19 protein-coding genes are annotated in these 20,128 nt (G+C 64.6%); 7 read left to right on the top strand and 12 right to left on the bottom strand.

What is annotated here, in order from left to right:
• Positions 1-245: 245 nt before the first annotated feature.
• The 5 genes from K408_RS0114265 to K408_RS0114245 form a co-directional block, all read right to left on the bottom strand.
• A complete protein-coding gene (locus tag K408_RS0114265) occupies positions 246-1,646 on the bottom strand; it encodes an aspartate ammonia-lyase (protein WP_024338992.1) in 1,401 nt (466 codons plus the stop codon).
• A gap of 34 nt (positions 1,647-1,680) precedes the next feature.
• Entirely contained in the window at positions 1,681-2,217 is a 537-nt protein-coding gene (locus tag K408_RS0114260; RefSeq protein WP_024338993.1) for a hypothetical protein, read from the bottom strand.
• Positions 2,218-2,264: 47 nt separating this feature from the next.
• Complete coding sequence (locus tag K408_RS0114255; RefSeq protein WP_080654868.1) at positions 2,265-2,867, bottom strand: YqaA family protein; 603 nt, start codon at positions 2,865-2,867, stop codon at positions 2,265-2,267.
• A 45-nt stretch (positions 2,868-2,912) separates the two neighbouring features.
• A complete protein-coding gene (gene hisE, locus K408_RS0114250; RefSeq protein ID WP_024338995.1) occupies positions 2,913-3,317 on the bottom strand; it encodes a phosphoribosyl-ATP diphosphatase in 405 nt (134 codons plus the stop codon).
• Between the two features lie 123 nt (positions 3,318-3,440).
• The gene (locus K408_RS0114245) at positions 3,441-3,803 is read right to left on the bottom strand and encodes a hypothetical protein (RefSeq protein ID WP_024338996.1); all 363 of its coding nucleotides are present in this window, start codon (positions 3,801-3,803) and stop codon (positions 3,441-3,443) included.
• 225 nt (positions 3,804-4,028) lie between these two features.
• On the opposite strand from K408_RS0114245, the gene K408_RS0114240 reads away from it, so the two are divergent.
• The 6 genes from K408_RS0114240 (at position 4,029) to K408_RS0114215 (ending at position 11,712) form a co-directional block, all read left to right on the top strand.
• Complete coding sequence (locus K408_RS0114240; RefSeq protein WP_024338997.1) at positions 4,029-5,075, top strand: ABC transporter substrate-binding protein; 1,047 nt, start codon at positions 4,029-4,031, stop codon at positions 5,073-5,075.
• An 81-nt stretch (positions 5,076-5,156) separates the two neighbouring features.
• Entirely contained in the window at positions 5,157-6,953 is a 1,797-nt protein-coding gene (locus K408_RS0114235; protein WP_024338998.1) for a glucan ABC transporter ATP-binding protein/ permease, read from the top strand.
• A gap of 188 nt (positions 6,954-7,141) precedes the next feature.
• Positions 7,142-8,671 (top strand): D-alanyl-D-alanine carboxypeptidase family protein, encoded by a 1,530-nt coding sequence (locus K408_RS0114230; protein ID WP_024338999.1) that lies wholly within the window; start codon positions 7,142-7,144, stop codon positions 8,669-8,671.
• Positions 8,672-8,862: 191 nt separating this feature from the next.
• Positions 8,863-10,548, top strand: coding sequence for a long-chain fatty acid--CoA ligase (locus K408_RS0114225; RefSeq protein ID WP_024339000.1), 1,686 nt, complete (start codon positions 8,863-8,865; stop codon positions 10,546-10,548).
• Between the two features lie 16 nt (positions 10,549-10,564).
• Positions 10,565-11,119, top strand: a complete 555-nt coding sequence (locus tag K408_RS0114220) for a DUF924 family protein (protein ID WP_024339001.1) — start codon at positions 10,565-10,567, stop codon at positions 11,117-11,119.
• Positions 11,120-11,226: 107 nt separating this feature from the next.
• A complete protein-coding gene (locus K408_RS0114215; protein ID WP_024339002.1) occupies positions 11,227-11,712 on the top strand; it encodes a peroxiredoxin in 486 nt (161 codons plus the stop codon).
• A 48-nt stretch (positions 11,713-11,760) separates the two neighbouring features.
• Here K408_RS0114215 and rnhA read toward each other — a convergent pair whose 3' ends face one another.
• From rnhA to ispH, 3 genes are read right to left on the bottom strand one after another with little or no spacing between them, the layout of a single operon-like run.
• Positions 11,761-12,225: a ribonuclease HI gene (rnhA, locus tag K408_RS0114210; RefSeq protein WP_024339003.1), complete on the bottom strand. Its 465-nt coding sequence runs from the start codon at positions 12,223-12,225 to the stop codon at positions 11,761-11,763.
• Positions 12,222-13,205 (bottom strand): homoserine kinase, encoded by a 984-nt coding sequence (locus K408_RS0114205; RefSeq protein WP_024339004.1) that lies wholly within the window; start codon positions 13,203-13,205, stop codon positions 12,222-12,224. Before K408_RS0114205 ends, rnhA begins: the two co-directional genes overlap by 4 nt.
• Before the next feature lie 6 nt (positions 13,206-13,211).
• Positions 13,212-14,180, bottom strand: coding sequence for a 4-hydroxy-3-methylbut-2-enyl diphosphate reductase (ispH, locus tag K408_RS0114200; protein WP_024339005.1), 969 nt, complete (start codon positions 14,178-14,180; stop codon positions 13,212-13,214).
• Positions 14,181-14,445: 265 nt separating this feature from the next.
• On the opposite strand from ispH, the gene K408_RS0114195 reads away from it, so the two are divergent.
• On the top strand, positions 14,446-15,141 hold the full coding sequence (locus tag K408_RS0114195; RefSeq protein ID WP_024339006.1) for a DUF1013 domain-containing protein: 696 nt from the start codon (positions 14,446-14,448) through the stop codon (positions 15,139-15,141).
• 91 nt (positions 15,142-15,232) lie between these two features.
• On the opposite strand, the gene K408_RS0114190 is transcribed toward K408_RS0114195, so the two are convergent.
• The 4 genes from K408_RS0114190 to K408_RS0114175 all read right to left on the bottom strand — a co-directional run bounded on the left by K408_RS0114190 (position 15,233) and on the right by K408_RS0114175 (position 20,044).
• On the bottom strand, positions 15,233-15,979 hold the full coding sequence (locus K408_RS0114190; protein WP_024339007.1) for an OmpW/AlkL family protein: 747 nt from the start codon (positions 15,977-15,979) through the stop codon (positions 15,233-15,235).
• A gap of 192 nt (positions 15,980-16,171) precedes the next feature.
• Positions 16,172-16,438 carry a hypothetical protein gene (locus tag K408_RS0114185; RefSeq protein WP_024339008.1) on the bottom strand — a complete coding sequence of 89 codons (267 nt, stop codon included), beginning with the start codon at positions 16,436-16,438 and terminating at the stop codon, positions 16,172-16,174.
• Between the two features lie 119 nt (positions 16,439-16,557).
• Positions 16,558-18,468, bottom strand: a complete 1,911-nt coding sequence (locus K408_RS0114180) for a propionyl-CoA synthetase (protein WP_024339009.1) — start codon at positions 18,466-18,468, stop codon at positions 16,558-16,560.
• Positions 18,469-18,655: 187 nt separating this feature from the next.
• Positions 18,656-20,044: a tetratricopeptide repeat protein gene (locus K408_RS0114175; protein ID WP_024339010.1), complete on the bottom strand. Its 1,389-nt coding sequence runs from the start codon at positions 20,042-20,044 to the stop codon at positions 18,656-18,658.
• Positions 20,045-20,128: the final 84 nt, after the last annotated feature.

Raw genomic sequence — 20,128 nt, 5'->3', positions numbered from 1 at the left:
CGATCCTCTCTTGGCGCTGAAATCGAAGGTTGGCCGTCATACCAACAAGGCAATCTTTCCACTGTCAAGTATTGCGTTTTGACGCCGCGGCGGGTTGGGGCCGGTGCAATTCCAAGCAGCGGAATTCGGCCCCGTCATTGCGAGCGAAGCGAAGCAATCCAGACTGTCTCCGCGGAAAGATTCTGGATTGCTTCGTCGCAAGTGCTCCTCGCAATGACGTGGAGGGAGCGGCGGATTGCGAACACTTACCCGATCAAATCCGGATTGATCAGCCGCTCGAACGAGAACATCTCGTCCCACTTCTCCTGGGTCAAAAGCTTGCGCTCGACCACGACGATCTGGTGCAGCGACTTGCCGCTTCTGTAGCCCTCGCGTGCGATCTCGGCGCAAAGCTTGTAGCCGAGCAGCGGCTTCAGCACCGTGACGATGCCGAGCGAGTTCAGCACGATGTTGCGGGTGTGCTCCTCGTTGGCGGTGATGCCGACGACGCAGTTCTCGCGCAGGCTGTTCACCGCGCGCTCCATGGTGCGGATCGAGAAGAACAGCGCGAACGATATCACCGGCTCCATCACGTTGAGCTGGAGCTGGCCTGCCGAGGCCGCAAGCGTCACCGTCGTGTCGAGACCGATGACGAGGAAGCTGGTCTGGTTCACGACCTCGGGGATGACGGGATTGACCTTGCCGGGCATGATCGAGGAGCCGGGCTGCAGCTGAGGCAGGTTGATCTCGTTGAAGCCGGCGCGGGGACCCGAAGCGAGCAGGCGGATGTCGTTGCAGATCTTCGTCAGCTTGCTGGCCGTGCGCTTGAGGACGCCGGACAGCTGCACATAGGCCCCGGTGTCGGAGGTCGCTTCGACCAGATCGCCGGCAAGCACGAAGTCTACGCCGGTGAGCTCACCGAGGTGCCGGACCGCCAGCTGGGGATAGCCGACGGCCGCGGTCACGGAGGTGCCGATCGCCGTGGCGCCGAGATTGATCTCGCGCAGCAGAGCACGCGCTTCCGAGATGCGCTCGACCTCCTCGCCGATGGTGGTGCCCCAGCCCCTGAACTCCGCGCCGAGCGACATCGGCACCGCATCCTGCAGATGCGTGCGGCCCATCTTCAGCACGCGGTCGAATTCGCGGCCCTTGGCGAAGAAGGCCTCCTGGAGCTGGCGCAACGCCGTCATGTAGCTCTCGAGCCGCAGGATCAACGCCAGGCGAAAGGCCGTCGGATAGGTGTCGTTGGTCGACTGGCCGTAATTGACGTGATCGTTGGGGCTGACGTGCTGGTAGTCGCCCTTGGCAAAGCCGAGCGATTCCAGCGCGAGATTGGCGATCACCTCATTGGCGTTCATGTTGGTGGAGGTGCCGGCGCCGCCCTGGATGAAGTCCGTGACGAACTGGTCCATCATGTCCCCGGCGATAACGCGGTCACAGCCGAGGATGATGGCGTCCGCGACCTTGGCATCGATCGCGCCGAGATCGCGATTGGCCATGGCGGCGGCCTTCTTGACGTAGCCAAGCGCCTTCACGAAGTAAGGCTCCTGGTTCATCGGAATGCCGGTGATGTGGAAGTTCTCCTTACCCCGGATGGTCTGGACGCCGTAGTAGATGTCGTCGGCGATCTCACGCTGTCCGAGGAAGTCCTGCTCCGTCCGGCTCATGGGCGCTCCTTGTTGCTTACGCGCAAGGCCCACGTCAGTTCAGGCACAGCGCGCTGGTCACGAACGTGTCGGTACGGCAATCGTCCGGCTTGCGCGGCCGTCCCGGAATCAGGACCTTGGCCGAGCATTTTTCGGCGGAATCGGCATTCAGGCTCTTGCCTTCCTTGTAGCCCTTGCTCTGGCAGAGCTGGTCGGCCGCCTGCTTGCAGTCGGGCGCTCCGTTCGAGGAGGCCGGGCAGGCGATGCGGCCCGACACCATGGTCGAGGGCTTGGCCAGCCGCGACAGATCGTTCATGGTCTCGCTCGGGCTTTTGATCGGCGGCAGGATCGAGGGCAGCTTCTCGAACAGCTTGCCCATTTCATTGATCAACCCGGAATTTTCCCCAGGCGCCGGTGACACGGATGGCGCAGGGGACGACGGCGCTGGCGCGGCCCGAATATCCTGCCCCTGGATCCCGAGCGCAGGCGGGGCGGATTGCGTCTGCCCCGTCCCGCCGCCGAGCAGGAGCAGCAGCGCCGCTGACATCAACGTTCCGAACCACACGGCCGGATTGCCGGATCGAACCATCATGATGGCAACCGTAGCCGAAGCCGGCGCGGCGGCAAAGCGCCGCGGCTCTAGATCAGCTTGATGGCAATGACGAAGCCGAGCACCAGCACGATGGCGCCCAGCGCAACCCACAATCCGAGATGCCGTTCGATCCTGACCCGGATCCAATCGCCATAGCGGTTGAGCAGGATCGCGACCACGAAGAAGCGTCCGCCGCGCGCGACGATCGAGCACAGGATGAACAGGATGATGTTGTAGCCGGCGAAGCCCGAGGTGATGGTGACGAGCTTGTACGGGATCGGCGTCAGCCCCTTGAGCAGGATGATCACCGCGCCCCATTCCGCATAGGAGGCGCGGAAGGCGTCGACCTTGTCGGCGAGGCCGTAGACCTGGATCAGCCATTGGCCGACCGAGTCGAACAGCAGCGCGCCGATGGCATAGCCGACGATGCCGCCGAGCACCGAGGTGACGGTGCAGACCGCGGCATAGAGCCAGGCGCGCTGCGGACGCGCCAGGGACATCGGAATGAGCATCACATCCGGCGGGACCGGAAAGAAGGAGCTTTCGGCAAAGGACACGATGCCCATGATCCAGAGCGCGTAGGGCTTGTGGGCGGCGTCGATACACCAGTCGTAGATACGTTTCAGCATGGCGCCGCGATGAAGCACCATGGGACGGATTTGTCCATGCCAGGATTGAGGCGAATGATGAGGATTCTAGTGGCGCTTGCGCGCGCCGCGGCCCTCGAGCGCGACAATTGGCCGCCTGGCAGCAACACGTGGTGACGCGACTTTGGGCAGCTTCATCGGTGATTTCGGCAGCTTCTCGGCAATGCCGAGCAGGTCTTCGCGCCGGGTCATCTCGCGCCAGACGTCCTCGGGACGTACCCCGGCCGAGGCCCACAGCACCGTGAGATTGTAGAGCAAGTCGGCGCTTTCCCGGATCACGGCCTCGCTGTCGCCATTGACCGCGTCGATGACGACTTCGATGGCCTCTTCGGCCAGCTTCTTCGCCATTTTGGACGGCCCGCGCTGAAACAGCCGCGCCGTGCGCGACGTTGCCGGATCAAGGTCTCTGGCCGCGAGCACAGCCAGATATAGCCGCTCAAGCGAATCACTCATGGTACTCGAAACTACTCTAAACAAATGGCGGGCGTGTTAACGCACGACAAGAAAAGCGGAAAACGGGCCGGCGCGGCAAGCGCGACGGCCTCTTGTTCGGGGCAGGTCCCCGTCGCCCGCCGCTCAGTAGCAGGTCGAAATGTAGCCTTGGCCGCCCCGCGCAGACTGGTAGGGGCCGCCGCAACGATGGAACGGGCGCGGGCCAATATAGGAGTCGCCGCCGTAGTAGACGGGACCGTCGGCGTAGTAGACCGGGCCGCCATAATAGGGAGCATCGTAGGCGTAGGCGTTCCGAGTGGCGGCGATCGCAAGGCCGGTGCCGACGGCGCCGGCAATGGCCGCGCCAGCAAGAGCAGCGCCACCCCCGCCATGCCAATGGCGACCGCCCGCAAACGACGCGGTGGGGGCGACGGTGCTCAGCGCCAGCACGGCAGCGGTTGCGAGAATGGCCTTGCGGCCGGCAAGCTTCGAAAATCTGTCGAACATGTTCCGGACCCTCCTTGGGGCTGAATGGGTGCCTCTAGACAGGCTCATGTCTTTCAAACCCGCACCACCCAAATTGGGTTCCCCGACCCCAACAGAAGCTGAACGGGGTTGCGTAACGATGCCGCAACGCCGCTCATCCGCCGTTCATGTTGGCGCGCGCACGGTCGTCGCCGGCCGGCGCTGCAAGCGTCACGAAATCACAACAATGCGGGACCGGCGCAACTGATGTCAGGACTCAAGACCGCCCTTCACGGCCTCCTCGCTCTTTCGATCTCGCTTGCAGCACTGATTGCAAGCGATCTCAGCGCGGCCGAGGCCACCACGCCCTCCGTTGCGATCCACTTCACCTTCGACCGGGCGCCGGACGCGAGCATGGCGCCGTTCTTCCTGGCGGCGAAGGACGGCAGGTTCGGCGCCGAGCGTCTCAACGTGTCCTTCAACAGCGCAAGCGGATCGCAGGAAGCGCTCGCGCGCGTTGCCAAGGGCGACAGCGAGCTTGCGCTCGTCGACATCAATGAGCTGATCCGCTTTCGAGACAAGCAAGACGCCGCGCCGGTCAAGGCGGTGTTCGCGCTGTTCAACCGCACGCCTTACGCGATCATCGCGCGCAGGAGCCGCGGCATCCAGGTGCTGCCCGATCTCGACGGCAAGACCGTGGGCGTTGCCGATGGGGATCTGTCAATGCGGCTATGGCCGGCGCTGGCGCAACAGAACGGCATCAAGGCATCGCGCGTCAAATTCCACAAGATCAGTGCGGCGGTGCGCGAGCCGATCCTGTCCGCGGGACAGGTCGATGCTGTCGCCGGCTTGAGTTATCTCTCGGCGGTGAACCTGCGCGATCGCGGCGTCCCCGGAGCCGATCTCGTCGTGCTGCGCTTTGCGGACTATGGCTGCGAGGCCTATGGCTTTGCCGTGGCGGTCAATCCCGTTTTCGCCGCAGCAAAGCCGGCCGCCGTGAAGGGCTTCGTCCGTGCCTTGATGGCTGGCGTCAGCGCCACCGTCAGGGAGCCGGAACGTGCGGCGGAGGAGGCGGCGAGCCGCATCGACGGCGGCGACCGCAACCTCGAGCTGGAGCGCCTGCGCGCGGTCCTCGTCGACAACATCCTGACCGAGGAAGTCAGACGCAACGGCCTCGGCGGCGTCGAGCCGGCGCGCCTGGAGAGCTCGATCGATCAGATCGCGCAGGACTTCAAGTTCCGCAAGCGGCCCGCGGCGGGCGATATCTTCGACGATCAATACCTGCCGCCGGCGGCGGAGCGGACGATCAACTGAGCCAAACCGAAGCTGGCGCTGTATCTCGGGGCGTTCCCTGCTTAGAATGTGGGCCCCGTCGCCGCCGAGTCCCTCGCCCGAATGTCCATCCTCCGTCTCTACACCCGCGTTCTCGAATTGCTCGGCAGCGAGGCACGGCTGGGCTGGCTGCTCGCGGTCGCCAATCTCCTGCTCGCAGGGTCGCAATTCGCCGAGCCGGTGCTGTTCGGCCGGATCGTCGACGTGCTCTCGGGCAAGACCGTGGCGGGCTCCAACTCGGCCTGGCCCTTCCTGGCCGCCTGGGTCGCGTTCGGACTCTTCACCATCGCCTGCAGCGCGCTCGTTGCCTGGCAAGCCGACCGGCTCTCGCACCGCCAGCGCCAGGCCGTGCTGACTGACTATTTCGAGCACATCCTGCAACTGCCCCTGACCTTCCATTCCGGCACCCATTCCGGACGGCTGATGAAGGTCATGCTCAACGGCACGGATGCGCTGTGGCGGCTCTGGCTCGGGTTCTTCCGCGAGCACTTTGCCGCAATCCTCTCGGTCGTGGTCCTGCTGCCGCTGTCGCTCTACCTGAACTGGCGGCTCGCGATTCTGCTGTTCGTGCTCTGCATCGTCTTCACTGCGCTCACCACTTTCGTGGTGCGCAAGACCTTCGGCATGCAGATGGAGGTCGAGGAACGCTACAGCGAGCTCTCCGCGCGCGCCTCGGACGCACTCGGCAACGTCGCGCTGGTGCAGAGTTTCGTGCGCGTCGAGTCCGAGGTGAAGGGGCTGCGTTCCGTCGCCGACGAGCTGCTGGCCGCGCAGATGCCGGTGCTGTCGTGGTGGGCGCTGGTCACGGTGATCACGCGCGCCTCCACCACCATCACGGTGCTCGCGATCTTCACGTTCGGCATCGCGCTGCACGACCGGGGATTGACGTCGGTCGGCGAGATCGTGATGTTCGTGAGCTTCGCGACGATGCTGATCCAGAAGCTCGAGCAGGTCGTCAGCTTCATCAACAGCGTGTTCATGGAAGCTCCGCGCCTGCGCGAATTCTTCAATGTGCTCGACGCGGTGCCCGCGGTGCACGACCGGCCGGATGCAATCGACGCCGGCAGGCTGTCGGGCCTCGTCGAGTTCAACGACGTCACGTTCTCCTACGACGGCAAGCGGCCGGCGATCGAGGACCTCACTTTCACCGCGCTGCCCGGCCAGACCATTGCGCTGGTCGGTCCGACCGGCGCCGGCAAGTCGACCGCCATTGCGCTGTTGCATCGCGCCTTCGACCCTCAGTCCGGCGTCATCAAGGTCGACGGCATGGATGTGCGCGGCGTCACGCTGACCTCGCTGCGGCGAAACATCGGCGTCGTGTTCCAGGAAGCGTTGCTGTTCAACCGCTCGATCGCGGAGAATCTGCGCGTCGGCAAGCCGGACGCGACCGAGGCCGAGATGCGCAAGGCGGCGGAGCGCGCCCAGGCGCTCGAATTCATCGAGCGCAGCGGCGGCTTCGAGACCAATGCCGGCGAGCGCGGCCGTATGCTTTCCGGTGGCGAGCGCCAGCGCCTGTCCATCGCCCGGGCGCTGCTGAAGGATCCGCCGATCCTGATCCTGGATGAAGCCACCAGCGCGCTCGACGCCGTCACCGAAACCAAGGTGAATGCCGCTCTCGACGAAGTGATGAAGGGCCGCACCACCTTCGTGATCGCCCACCGTCTTTCGACCATCCGCAATGCGACCCGCATTCTGGTGTTCGAGAACGGACGCGTGATCGAAAATGGAACTTTCGATGAACTCGTGGCCAAAGGCGGCCATTTCGCCGCGCTCGCCAGGGCCCAGTTCATGGTGCAGGAGAGCACACGGGCCGGCGTGACGGCGGCCGAGACTGCTGCGACGGCTTCCGAATCACCCTAGCAAGCCCTCACAGCATCGTCGAAATTCGGCCTATTTCATCGCGGAATACCGCACCAATCCCCCTATTCTCGACGCATCAGGCGGTATAGGTTTGCGACGCCGCAAGCGGCGGCGCTGGATCTCAAAACCGAACATCAGATCACGAGACCCGCCCCCCGGGCGGATCTCCAAGGACCGGAAATCGGATAGTGCACGCCCTTCGCCCGCTGCTTCGCAGATCGCTGTTCAACCTGTTCGCCGCGGGCATCGCATGTACCGCATTGCTCGCGCCGCGCGCGGCAAGTGCCGAAGCGCTGCTGCTGATCGAGGCAGACAGCGGCAAGGTGTTGCAAGCGGACAACGCGACCATTCCCTGGTACCCCGCTTCCGTCACCAAGATCATGACCGCCTACGTGACCTTGAGGGCGGTCAAGGACGGCAGGCTCACGCTGGACTCGCTGCTCACGGTGTCGCCGGTTGCAGCCTCGCAATCGCCCTCGAAGATGGGCTTCCCGCCGGGAACGCAGGTCACGGTCGACAACGCGCTGAAGATGATGATGGTCAAGTCTGCGAACGACATGGCCGTGGTCCTCGCCGAAGGCGTCGGCGGCTCGGTCGACGGCTTCTCCGCGATCATGAACGACACCGCCCGGAAGCTCGGCATGACGCAGACGAGCTACGTCAATCCGAACGGCCTGCCCGCCGACGGCCAGATCACGTCGGCGCGCGATCTCGGCATTCTGGCGCGCGCGTTCCTGCGGGATCTTCCGGAATACGAATACTTCGTGCACATCCCGGCAATCCGCTTCGGCAAGCGCGTCACCGGCAATTTCAACAAGCTGATCGGCCGCTATCCCGGCGCCGACGGTTTCAAGACCGGGTTCATCTGCGCCTCCGGATATAATCTCGTGGCATCAGCGACGCGCAACGGGCGCCGGCTGATCGCGGTGGTGCTCGGCGCCAGTTCCGGCACCGCGCGCGCCGTGAAGGCTGCGCAGCTGCTGGAGCGCGGCTTCACTCAGGACAATCTCACCTGGCTGAGGCCCTCGCTCGGCACCGTCGACAATCTCGTGCCCGTCGACGCCACGCCACCGAACCTGCGCGACGAGATGTGCGGTCCGCACCGCAAGCGGCCGGCCAGCGACGACGACGGTGCACTGATTGCCGCCAATGGCGGAGCGCCCGGATCGGCCTCGGCCACCGGCGGCGAGGCCCAGGTCACGTTCTTCACGGCAGGTCTGCAGCCGCCGCTGATGAGAGCCTCCGAGCTGATGGCCTCGGCCCCGACGCCAACCGAGCCCGTGCTGGTCTATACGGGCCCGACCCGCACCGGCACGGCGCTGATCGCCGCAGTCGCGGCCGACGCCGACAAGCAGGCAGCGTCGAAACCACGCGGCAAGAAGTCGCGCGTCGCCAACAAGCCCAAGGATGGAGGCAAGGACGGAGGCAAGGACGCCGGCAAGGACACCAAGACGGCGGCGACGAAGCCGGATACCAAGCTCAAGCCCGAAGCCAGATCTGAAGCCAAGTCCGAAGCGAAGAGCGGCGCCAAGGGTGACACCAAGGGTGACACCAAGGCCGCAGCCAAGCCGGCAGCGCCCAAGCATGCCGCAACCAAGCAGGATGCGGCGGCGAAGCCCGCCGAGAAGCCTGCGGCGAGCGATCAGGCGGCGAAGCCTGCCAAGCCCAAGGCCGCGACGAAGCCCGCCGCTGCCGCCAAGCCGGCCAACAACAGTTAACGCCGCCCAGAAATAAAAACCGCAGGCTGCCTCGCACCCGCGCAGCTACGGTTTGTGACGATTCCAGTAGCGACGCCCCGACCTTTGCCCTAAGCCACAACGGCTTGCCACCCGTTCCGGCAGGCTGGATACTGGCGGCAATGAGGCAAGCCCGAGACACAACGGGCTCTGGTCAATGAGGGGAGTCTTCCATGGAGCGCATCTGGCTCAAACAATATCCGCCCGGCGTGCCTGCCGATATCGAGCCGACCCAATATGCATCGCTGGTCGACCTGCTGGAGGAGAGCTTCACCAAGTTCGCCGACCGCAAGGCATTCATCTGCATGGACAAGTCGATCAGCTATCGCGACCTCGACCAGATGTCGGTTGCGCTCGCTGCCTACCTGCAGGGCCGTGGACTCCAGCGCGGCGCCCGCGTCGCGATCATGATGCCGAACGTCCTGCAATACCCGGTCGCGACCGCTGCCGTGCTGCGCGCCGGATATGCTGTCGTGAACGTCAACCCGCTTTACACCCCGCGCGAGCTCGAGCACCAGCTCAAGGATTCGGGCGCCGAAGCCATTATCGTGCTGGAGAACTTCGCGCACACGGTCGAGCAGGTGATCGCGAAGACGCAGGTCAAGCACGTCATCGTCGCCAGCATGGGCGACCTGCTCGGCTTCAAGGGCGTGATCGTCAACCTCGTCGTCCGCCGCATCAAGAAGATGGTACCGGCTTGGTCGCTGCCTGGCTCCGTGTCCTTCAATGACGCGGTCTCGGCCGGCCGCGGCATGACCTTCAACAAGCCGAAGCTGTCGCCGGGCGACGTCGCCTTCCTGCAATATACCGGCGGCACCACCGGCCTCTCCAAGGGCGCCACCCTGCTCCACCGCAACATCGTCGCCAACGTCTTGCAGAACGACGCCTGGCTCCAGCCGGCGCTCGCGGCGCCGCCGCATGTCGATCAGCTCATGGTCGTGTGCGCGCTGCCGCTCTATCACATCTTCGCGCTCACGGCCTGCTACCTGCTCGCGGTACGCGCCGGCGGCTGCAATCTCCTGATCCCCAACCCGCGCGACATTCCCGGATTCATCAAGGAGCTGGCGAAATACCAGGTCAACAGCTTCCCGGCCGTGAACACGCTCTACAACGGGCTGATGCAGCACCCCGATTTCAAGAAGCTCGATTTCACCAAGCTCAAGATCTCCAACGGCGGCGGCATGGCGGTGCAGCGCCCCGTCGCTGACCAGTGGAAGGCGATCACCGGTTGCTTCATCGCCGAAGGCTACGGCCTGTCGGAGACCTCGCCGACCCTGACCTGCAATCCCGCGACCGCGACCGAGTTTTCGGGATCGATCGGCATTCCCGTGCCCTCGACCTGGATCTCGATCCGCGACGATGATGGCAACGAAGTCCCGCTCGGTCAGCCCGGCGAGATCTGCGCCAAGGGTCCGCAGGTGATGTCGGGCTACTGGAACAGGCCCGACGAGACCGCCAAGGTCATGACGGCGGACGGCTATTTCCGCACCGGCGACATCGGCATCATGGACGAGCGGGGCTACACCAAGATCGTGGACCGCAAGAAGGACATGATCCTGGTCTCCGGCTTCAACGTCTATCCGAACGAGATCGAGGAAGTGATCGCGAGCCATCCGGGCGTGCTCGAATGCGCCGTCATCGGCATCCCTGATTCCAAGTCGGGTGAGGCGGTGAAGGCCTTCGTGGTGAAGAAGGACCCGAACCTCACTGCCGAGGCGGTGATCAAGTTCTGTCACGAGCAGCTCACCGGCTACAAGGTGCCCAAGCACATCGAATTCCGCAACGACCTGCCGAAAACCAACGTCGGCAAGATCCTGCGCCGGCAGCTCCGCGACGAGAAGAAGGCGGAGGCGGCGTAAGTCTGCCCTCCGGTCCATGACCGACCCGGACGACGTTGGCCCGGCCGGCATTCTCGCGTTCTGGCGCGAGGCCGGCCGCGAGCGTTGGTACGCGCGCGATGAGGCTTTCGACGCGGAAATCAGGCGCCGCTTTCTCGCGCTCTGGCACAAGGCGGCCGCCGGGGAACTGGCGGCCTGGGAGGCGAGCGACGATGGGGCGCTGGCACTCGTCATTCTGCTCGATCAGTTTCCGCGCAACATGTTCCGCGGCACGCCCCAAGCCTTTGCCAGCGATGCGCTGGCGCGCGACGTTGCCCGTCGCGCCATCGAACGGGGCGCCGATCGCAGGATCGAGCCGGCCCTGCTCGAATTCCTCTACATGCCTTTCATGCATTCCGAGCACCTGGCGGACCAGGAGCACTGCGTTGCGCTCTTCGAACGCGCCGGCGACGCCGAGAGCCTGAAATACGCCCGGGACCACGCGGATATCATCCGCCGCTTCGGCCGCTTTCCCCACCGCAACAGCATTCTTGGCCGCGAGACTTTGCCGGACGAACAGGCTTTCCTGGACGGAGGCGGCTTTGCCGGCTGACCTGACCGTGAACGCCGGGGCGCCCCTTGCTGCTTCCGCGGCAGGCAATATTGTGCAGGCCCGCTTCAAGGTCTAAAACGCGGGACCGATTTCCAGGGAGAGTGACGATGGCGATCCAGATTGGCGACAAGCTGCCCGAGGCGAAATTCCGCGTGATGACGGCGGAAGGTCCCCAGGTGAAGACCACCGACGATATCTTCAAGGGCAAGAAGGTGGCGCTGTTCGCGGTGCCCGGCGCCTACACCGGCACCTGCCACAAGATGCATCTGCCGAGCATCTTCCTCAACGCCTATGCGATGAAGGACAAGGGCATCGACACCATCGCCATCGTCTCCGTCAACGACGCCTTCGTCATGAACGCCTGGAAGCGCGACACCGACCAGCGCGACGAGGCCGTCTTCCTCGCCGACGGCAATGCCGACTTCACCAAGGCGATCGGCATGGAGCTCGACGCCTCCGCCAACGGCCTCGGTATCCGCTCCAAGCGCTATTCGATGCTGGTCGAGGACGGCGTGGTCAAGAAGCTGAACCTCGAGGCGATGCCCGGCAAGGTCGAGGTCTCCGGCGGGGATACGCTGCTGGGGCAGCTGTAAGACTCTGGTCATTCCGGGGCGCGCGCAGGGCGAGCCCCGGAATGACACCTACTCCGTCACCCGCTGCTGCAACCGCGCCATGGCTATGCCGTCGCGGGCGAGCTGGTCGGCCCGCTCGTTCTCGGGGTGGCCGGCATGGCCCTTGACCCAGTGCCAGCGGACTTCGTGCTGCTTCAGCGCGGCATCCAGGCGCTGCCACAGCTCGACATTCTTCACCGGCTTCTTGTCGGCGGTGCGCCAGCCGTTGCGCTTCCAGCCGAAGATCCAGCCCGTGATGCCTTGTCGGACATACTGGCTGTCGGTGTAGAGATCGACCGTGCACGGCTTCTTCAGCGCTTCGAGCGCGGAGATCGCCGCCATCAGTTCCATCTGGTTGTTGGTGGTATGCCGCTCGCCGCCGTTCAGCTCCTTTTCCTTGTCGCCGAACTTCAGGATCGCGCCCCAGCCGCCCGGGCCGGGATTTCCCGAGCAGGCGCCATCGGTATAGATCGTGACATTGGGACGCTCGCTCACGCCAGCAGCCCCGATGGCATCAGCCCATAGTCGCGTGCGCTCGCCACGCTCTGGTGGAAGCGCAATTTGCGGACATATTCCAGAGGATCCTTTGGCTTGACCAGCGCGCCCGGCGGCACGTTGAGCCAGTCGACCAGCCGCGTCAGCAGGAAACGGATCGCGGCGCCGCGCGCCAGCAGCGGCAGCGCCGCCTCTTCCGCCGAGGTGAGCTTTCGCACGCGGCCATAGGCGTTGAGGAAGGCGCGCGCCTTGGTGACGTTGAAGGAATGATCCGGCTCGAAGCACCAGGCGTTGAGGCAGATGGCGACGTCATAAGCCAGCATGTCGTTGCAGGCGAAGGTGAAGTCGATGATCCCCGAGAGCTTGTCGCCGAGAAAGAAGACATTGTCGTTGAAGAGATCTGCGTGGATGACGCCTTCCGGCAGATCGGTGGGCCAGATCCCGCTCGAGAGATGATCGAGCTCGGCGGCAAGAAAGTCGCGCAGGCCCGGCTGCACCTCGTCGGCGCGGTTCGAAGCCGCATCGAACAGCGGCCGCCAGCCGGAAACCGAGAGCGCATTGGCGCGCCGGATTGCAAAACTGGCGCCGGCCAGATGCATCCTTGCCAGCCCCTCGCCGACGCCGGCGCAATGCGCCGCATTCGGCTTGCGCGGCCAGACGCCTTCGAGAAAGGTGATGATCGCGGCGGGCCGGCCTGCGAGCTCGCGCAGCGCCTCGCCGTCGCGTCCCTTCACGGGCAGCGGGCAATTGACGCCGTGCTCGGCAAGATGCGTCATCAGCGCCAGGAAGAACGGCAGATCGTTCTTCGCCACGCGCTTCTCGTAGAGCGTGAGGATGAATGATCCCTTGCCGGTGTGCAGCAGGAAGTTGGAATTCTCGACGCCCTCGGCGATGCCCTTGTAGGAGAGCAATTCGCCGAGATCGTACTGTTTCAGGAAATCCGCAAGCTCGTCGGCGGCGACGTCGGTGTAGACCGCCATGAACGATCACTCGGCGGCGGCTTCGGGGCGCACCTGGCGCGGAAGCGGGAAGAACTCGTTTTCTTCCGCGGCCGAGACCGTCTCCACATGCAGCGTGAAGCGCTCGGCGAAGGCGTCCATGATCTCCTCGACGATGACTTCCGGCGCCGACGCGCCCGCGGTGATGCCGAGGCTCTTGATGTTCTCGAACCTGCTCCAGTCGAGGTCGGTTGCGCGCTGCGCCAGCACCGCGATCTTGCAGCCCTCTCGCTCGGCGACTTCGCGCAGGCGCTGCGAGTTCGACGAGTTGGGCGCGCCGACCACGATCAGCGCGTCCACCACAGGCGCCACCTTCTTCACCGCGAGCTGGCGGTTGGTGGTCGCATAGCAGATGTCTTCCTTGTGCGGCCCGTTGATGTTCGGGAAGCGCTCCTTGAGCAGCGCGACGATCTCCGCGGTGTCGTCGATCGAGAGCGTGGTCTGGGTCACGAAGGCGAGGTTGTTGGGGTCCTTCGGCGTGATGGTCTTGGCGTCCTCGGCGGTCTCGATCAGGGTAACGGCGCCGGGCGGCAATTGGCCGAGCGTGCCGACCACCTCGGGATGATGGGAGTGGCCGATCAGGAAGATCTCGCGACCCCGCTTGAAATGGATCGCGGCCTCGCGGTGCACCTTCGTCACCAGCGGGCAGGTCGCATCCAGCGAGAACAGGTTGCGGGACTGGGCGTCGGCCGGAACCGATTTGGGCACGCCGTGCGCCGAGAACACCACGGGAGCGCTGGTGTTTTCCGGGATCTCTGCCAGCTCCTCGACGAAGATGGCGCCCTTCTTCTTCAACCCGTCGACGACATACTTGTTGTGCACAATCTCGTGGCGAACATAGACGGGGGCGCCGTATTTATCGAGCGCCCGCTCCACGGTGTCGATCGCCCGGACCACCCCGGCACAGAAGCCGCGGGGAGAACAAAGCACGATCTTGAGGTCTGGTTTGGCTGACATTGAGCGATCTCGTGACCGAATCGCCCGTTTCGCCTTGTGGCAGGGGGCGGTCGATGGATGGATTGGGGCTTAAAACTGTCGGCTTGAACCTTACAGCGGTTCAAAGGGAATTGGGCCCCCTTTCGGGCGGTGTCAAGGCACTATCTATAGCGGAACCATTGCGTGGCTACCCCCTCCCGGCTTATATAACGCGAATTCCCTGTCATCGTTGATGACTACCGGTTTCGCCTCCAGAGGGGTGGGCGAAGCACAAAGGAGATTTGCCATGAGCAACGCACCTCTGATGCCCAAGGCGACCGCCGTCTGGCTGCTCGACAACACCGCGCTGACCTTCGACCAGGTCGCCGATTTCACCAAGATGCATCCCCTCGAGGTGCGCGCGATCGCCGACGGCGACGCGGCCCAGGGCATCAAGGGCATGGATCCCCTCTCCAACGGCCAATTGACCCGCGAGGAGATCGAGAAGGGTGAGAAGAACCCGGACTACCGGCTCCGCCTCCAGGAGAGCAAGGTGGTGCTGCCGCCCCAGCCCAAGCGCAAGGGACCGCGCTACACCCCGGTGTCGCGCCGCCACGAGCGCCCGAGCGCCATCCTCTGGCTGCTGCGCAACCACCCCGAGCTCAAGGACGCCCAGATCATGCGCCTGGTCGGCACCACCAAGAGCACGATCGCCAGCGTGCGCGACCGTACCCATTGGAACACGTCGGCGTTGACCCCGATCGATCCGGTCACGCTCGGCCTCTGCTCGCAGATCGAGCTCGATTTCGAGGTGCAGCGCGCCGCCAAGGAAAAGCCGATCGACGCGGCCTATGGCGGCGCCACCCTGCTGCCGGCCTCCGAGACCACCCGCAAGGACGAGTACGAGCCCGCGGAGAAGTCCAGCGACGACCTCAACGTGGACGCCGTGTTCGCCAAGCTGAAGACGCTCGGCGGCAAGAAGCACGAAGACGAGGAGGAGTAAGGCTCCTCTTCATTCGCATCGAAGGCAAAGAAAAAACGCGGCAGGGACACCAGCCGCGTTTTTGTTTGTGCGCCCTGGTTCGGGCGTCACGTCAGAACTTGTACGTCACGCCCGCGCCGACCAGCCACGGATCGATGTGCGCGGTGCCGGTGACCGGCAACCCGCTGACGGTCGCGCTGTAGTTCGGACGCAGCCAGAGCTTCTTGACGTCGACGTTGAGACCCCAGTGCCGGTCGATCATGTAATCGAAGCCGAACTGGACGGCGCCGCCCCAGGCGTTGCTGACGTGCAGGTTGGTGGTGGTGGCGACGATCGCGGGGGGACCGGCGATTGCGGCAGGCACATTCGCGGCGGAATTGTTGAAGAACACGGTGTAGTTCACGCCCGCACCGATATAGGGCTTGAACGCGCCGAAATTGTCGAAGTGATATTGCAGCGTCAGCGTTGGCGGCAGCAGCGTGGTCTTGCCGATCGGCAGGTTCGCCAGCGAGCCGGTGCCGCTGATCGAATGCCGGGTCACACCCAGGATCAGCTCGGCCGCGATGTTCTTGGTGAAGAAATAGCTGATGTCGAGCTCGGGGACGACCTGATCGCTGATCGAGAGGCCGGAATTGGGTGACGAGAGCGAAGGCACGCCCGCCACGGTGACGCTGCTGCCGCCGCCATCGGGCAACACGCCCAGCGCGCGCAGGCGGATCATCCACGGATTGAACGCCTCCACCGGCGGCGGCGCCTTCTTGTAGACCGGCAGATCGGCAGCCTGCGCCGAGGCAAGAGTGCCCACGAGCATCGCGCCAATTGTGGCGAGCCGCGCCAGGTTTCTCGTCGTTCTATGCATTTCAATCCCCTTCAGCCATCTCTCGCGCATCGTCGCGCGACACGAGCGTCAGAGCAGAAAGGGGGGCGTGAAGGATTTGACGCCGATCAAATCAGGACAAGCGCGCCACGATTTGGCCGCGGCGTTGCAATTGTGTCACGGAAAGCCTGACGAATGGGCGCGTGGCGCAGCACCATAGTGCCGCGGCTCACATCACGGCCGCACGGGATTGTTCAGCATGTATTCGCCGAGATCGCGCTGGCGGCGGTCGGCGCGGGCGACGGCGGCATTGCGCTGGACGTCCCGATCCTTCCGGCAGGCCACGTATTCCGGCGAACCTTGCGCATAGCCCCGGCCCTGGCAGACCGCGTCATCGTCGTCGCCGCCCACCGCCACCGGCGTCTGGTAGCGCGCGGAGCAGGCAGCGAGTGCGAGGGCTAGCAGGGAGATTGCCCCATACTGCGCGAGCTTGGCTGACATTGGTCGTCCCGTCTCATTCATCATTGCCGGGCTTGGCCCGGCAATCCATCGAAATCAAGGCAATTGCTTGCTCATTGATGGATGCCCGGGTCAAGCCCGGGCATGACGGAAGAGCAAACTCACACCCGCCCCTTCAGGGCCTCCCCGATCTCCTCGAGCGCCTTGGGGTCCTCGATCGTCGCCGGCATGGTCCAGGACTCGCCGTCGGCGATCTTCTTGATGGTACCGCGCAAGATCTTTCCGGAGCGCGTCTTGGGCAGGCGACCGACGGTGATGGCGAGCTTGAAGGCGGCGACCGGGCCGAGCTTGTCGCGCACCAATGCGATGATCTCCTTCTCGATCTCGGCGGGCGCGCGTTTCACGCCGGCCTTGAGCACGAGGAAGCCGCAGGGCACCTCGCCCTTGATCGCGTCCTTGACGCCGAGCACGGCGCATTCGGCGACGTCGGGATGCGAGGCCAGAATCTCCTCCATGCCGCCGGTGGAGAGCCGATGCCCGGCGACGTTGATGATGTCGTCGGTGCGGCCCATGACGAAGACATAGCCGTCGTCGTCCTTGTAGCCGGCATCGGACGTTTTGTAATAGCCGGGAAATTCGCTGAGATAGGCCTCCTTGAAGCGCTCGTCCTGATTCCACAGCGTCGGCAGGCAGCCCGGCGGCATCGGCAGCCTGATGACGATCGAGCCCATGGTGTTGGGACCTACCGGCTTGGCCGCTTCATCGACCACGTCGACCTGGTATCCCGGCATCGGCACCGTCGGCGAGCCGTGCTTCACCGGCAGCATGCCGAGCCCGACCGGATTGCCGGCGATGCACCAGCCGGTCTCGGTCTGCCACCAATGGTCGATCACCGGCACCTTCAGCTGCTGCTCCGCCCATTCCACCGTCGGCGGATCGGCGCGCTCGCCGGCGAGGAACAGCGTGCGGAACTTGGTGAGATCATATTGCCGGATGAATTTTCCTTCCGGATCCTCTTTCCGGATCGCGCGGAATGCGGTCGGCGCCGTGAAGAAGGCGACGGCCTTGTGCTCGCTGATGACGCGCCAGAATGCGCCGGCATCGGGCGTGCCAACCGGCTTGCCCTCATACATGATGGTGGTCGCGCCGTGGAACAGCGGCCCGTAGACGATGTAGCTGTGGCCGACCACCCAGCCGATGTCGGAGCCGCACCACCAGACTTCCCCCGGCTTGACGCCATAGAGGTTGAACATCGACCATTTCACTGCAACGAGGTGCCCGCCATTGTCGCGCACGACGCCTTTCGGAATGCCCGTCGTACCCGAGGTGTAGAGGATGTAGAGCGGATCGGTGGCGGCAACGGGAACGCAGGGAGCCTTCTTGCCGTCGTTCAGCGCCTTTCGGCGCAGGCTCGCCCAATCATAGTCCCGGCCTGCGGTCAGATCGCAGGTGAGCTGCGGACGTTGCAGCACGATGCAGGCCTTCGGCTTGCTGCCGGCCAGCCTGATCGCCTCGTCGAGCAACGGCTTGTACTGCACGATGCGGCCCGGCTCGATGCCGCAGCTCGCGGAGAGAATAAGCTTCGGCTGGGCGTCGTCGATGCGAGTGGCAAGCTCCTTTGCGGCGAAGCCGCCGAACACCACCGAGTGCACCGCGCCGATCCGCGCGCAGGCGAGCATCGCAACCACCGCCTCGGGCACCATCGGCATATACAGAATGACTCGATCGCCCTTGGCGACGCCAAAATCGTGCATGATGGCGGCAAGCGCCTGCACCTCGTTCAGCAACTCCGCGTAGGTGAGCTTTGTGACCGAATTGGTCAGCGGCGAATCATGGATCAGCGCGAGCTGGTCGGCGCGGCCGCGTTCGACATGGCGGTCGAGCGCGTTGTAGCAGGTGTTGACGACACCGCCGGCGAACCAGCGGCCGTAGGTTCCTTGCGAGGGGTCGAAGATTTTTTTCGGCGACTCGACCCAGTCGATCTCCTTGGCCGCCTCGGACCAGAATCCTTCGGGATCGGCCAGCGAACGCGCGTGGACCTTGTGATAGAGACTCTCGCCCTGGACGTTCATTCCCGCGCTCCCATTCCCTTTTTTCGCTGGCCTTGACCTGACGACCGGACGAACGTCCCGCCATGATCAGGATCAATTGCCGGCTTCTTTGGCGGGTATTTTCCCGGGAATGGGCCGCGGTTCAAGCTGAAAGAACGGGTCATCTCCCTCTCCCGGTTCTTACGGGGCGAGGGACAAGAATCGGCCCTCAGCTTCCCACGGCGTTCAGCCGCTGCAGGCGATCCTGCATGATCTTCTTCAGATCATAGCCGGGACGGCCGAAGCTGGCGTTGCGGGTGGCGATGAAGGCGCGCTGGGTCTTGCGCAGGTCGCCCGCGGAACGTCCTTTCGAGGTCCTCAGCACACGTTCATAGGTCTCGGCGATCTGGCGGTCGAGCACGCCCAGCTGCGGATCGGCACAGATCGCCTTCTCGACCTCGCGTTTGGCCGTGGCGCAATCGAACGACGGGCCGCTATCGTCCGCCGAGCGCGCATGTATCGGACCTGGCGTTGCCGCGCCGAACTTGGCGATCTCGGCGATCATGCTGCGGCGGCCGTTCGCGGCATTCTCGTTGCCGGGGTCCAGCTTGAGCGCCGTCTCGTAGTCGGCCAGCGCCTTCTTGCGCTCCCCCATCTTCTTGTAGAGCACGGCGCGGTTGTTGTACGCCTTGGCGAAGTTCGGATCGAGTTTCAGCGCAGCCTCGTAGTCGCTCAGCGCAGCCCCGAGCTCGCCCTTGAACTGGTAGGAATCGCCGCGATTGGTCAGGAAGTTGGCGCGCTGCTCCCGCCGGATCGCCTGGTCGTAATCGGCGATCGCCTTGTCGTACTCCCCCATCGCAGCATAGGTCAGGCCGCGGTTGTCATAATATTCCGGCACCTTCGGATCGAGCCTGATCGCCTCCCCGTCGTCGGCGACTGCCTTGTCGAGCTGGCCGAGCTTCTTATAGGCCGCGCCGCGATTGGTGTAGGTTCGCGCGCGGCTGGGATCGAGCCGCAGCGCCTCATCGAAATTCCTGATCGCCTTCTCGTTGTCGCCGCCGAGATAATAGGCCACGCCGCGGTCGGACCAGGCCTGCGCATCATCCGGCCTCAGCTTGATCGCCTGATCGTAATCCGCCAGCGCCCGGTCGAGTCGGCGCTGACTGGTGTAGACGACGCCGCGCGTCTCATAAGCCTCCGCATCCTCGGGATCGAGCTCGATCGCCTTGGTGAGATCCGCCGCAGCGCGATTGAGATCGCCGCCGGCCTCCCGCAAGATGTCGCCGCGCAGGCGCCAGGCCTTTGCATTCTTGCCGTCGAGCGCGATGGCGCGATCAAGATCGCGCAGCGCCCGCGTGAGGCCAGCCGAGGTGCGCGCGTTGGCTTCGGCGCGGACGACGAGAGCCGCGCTGCGATCAGTGGTCGGATTTGAGGCCTGGTCGATGATGACGCTGCATGCCGAGATCAGCTCGGCCGGGTCAGCCTTGCTGCCCAGCACGCACTCGGTGCTCGCAGCGGCCGGAGCGAGAACAAGACTCATTGCCGCGCCAAGGAAGAGGGCGCGAAGCGAGATTTTGCGAGGCGGATGCGTTTGCGCGGTGGCTCGAATGCCGCACATGTTACAGAGCTCCATGACATCGGGTTCTCACCATTGTCGCTGCCGGCAATGGATGGGTTCAAAGAGGGGTTGTCAGGGCACCGG

This window comes from Bradyrhizobium sp. in8p8, from assembly GCF_000426845.1.
Classification (GTDB): Bacteria; Pseudomonadota; Alphaproteobacteria; order Rhizobiales; family Xanthobacteraceae; genus Bradyrhizobium; species Bradyrhizobium japonicum_C.
Note: the sequence above shows the minus strand (reverse complement) of the source record. Positions and strands in the feature narration are given on the sequence as shown.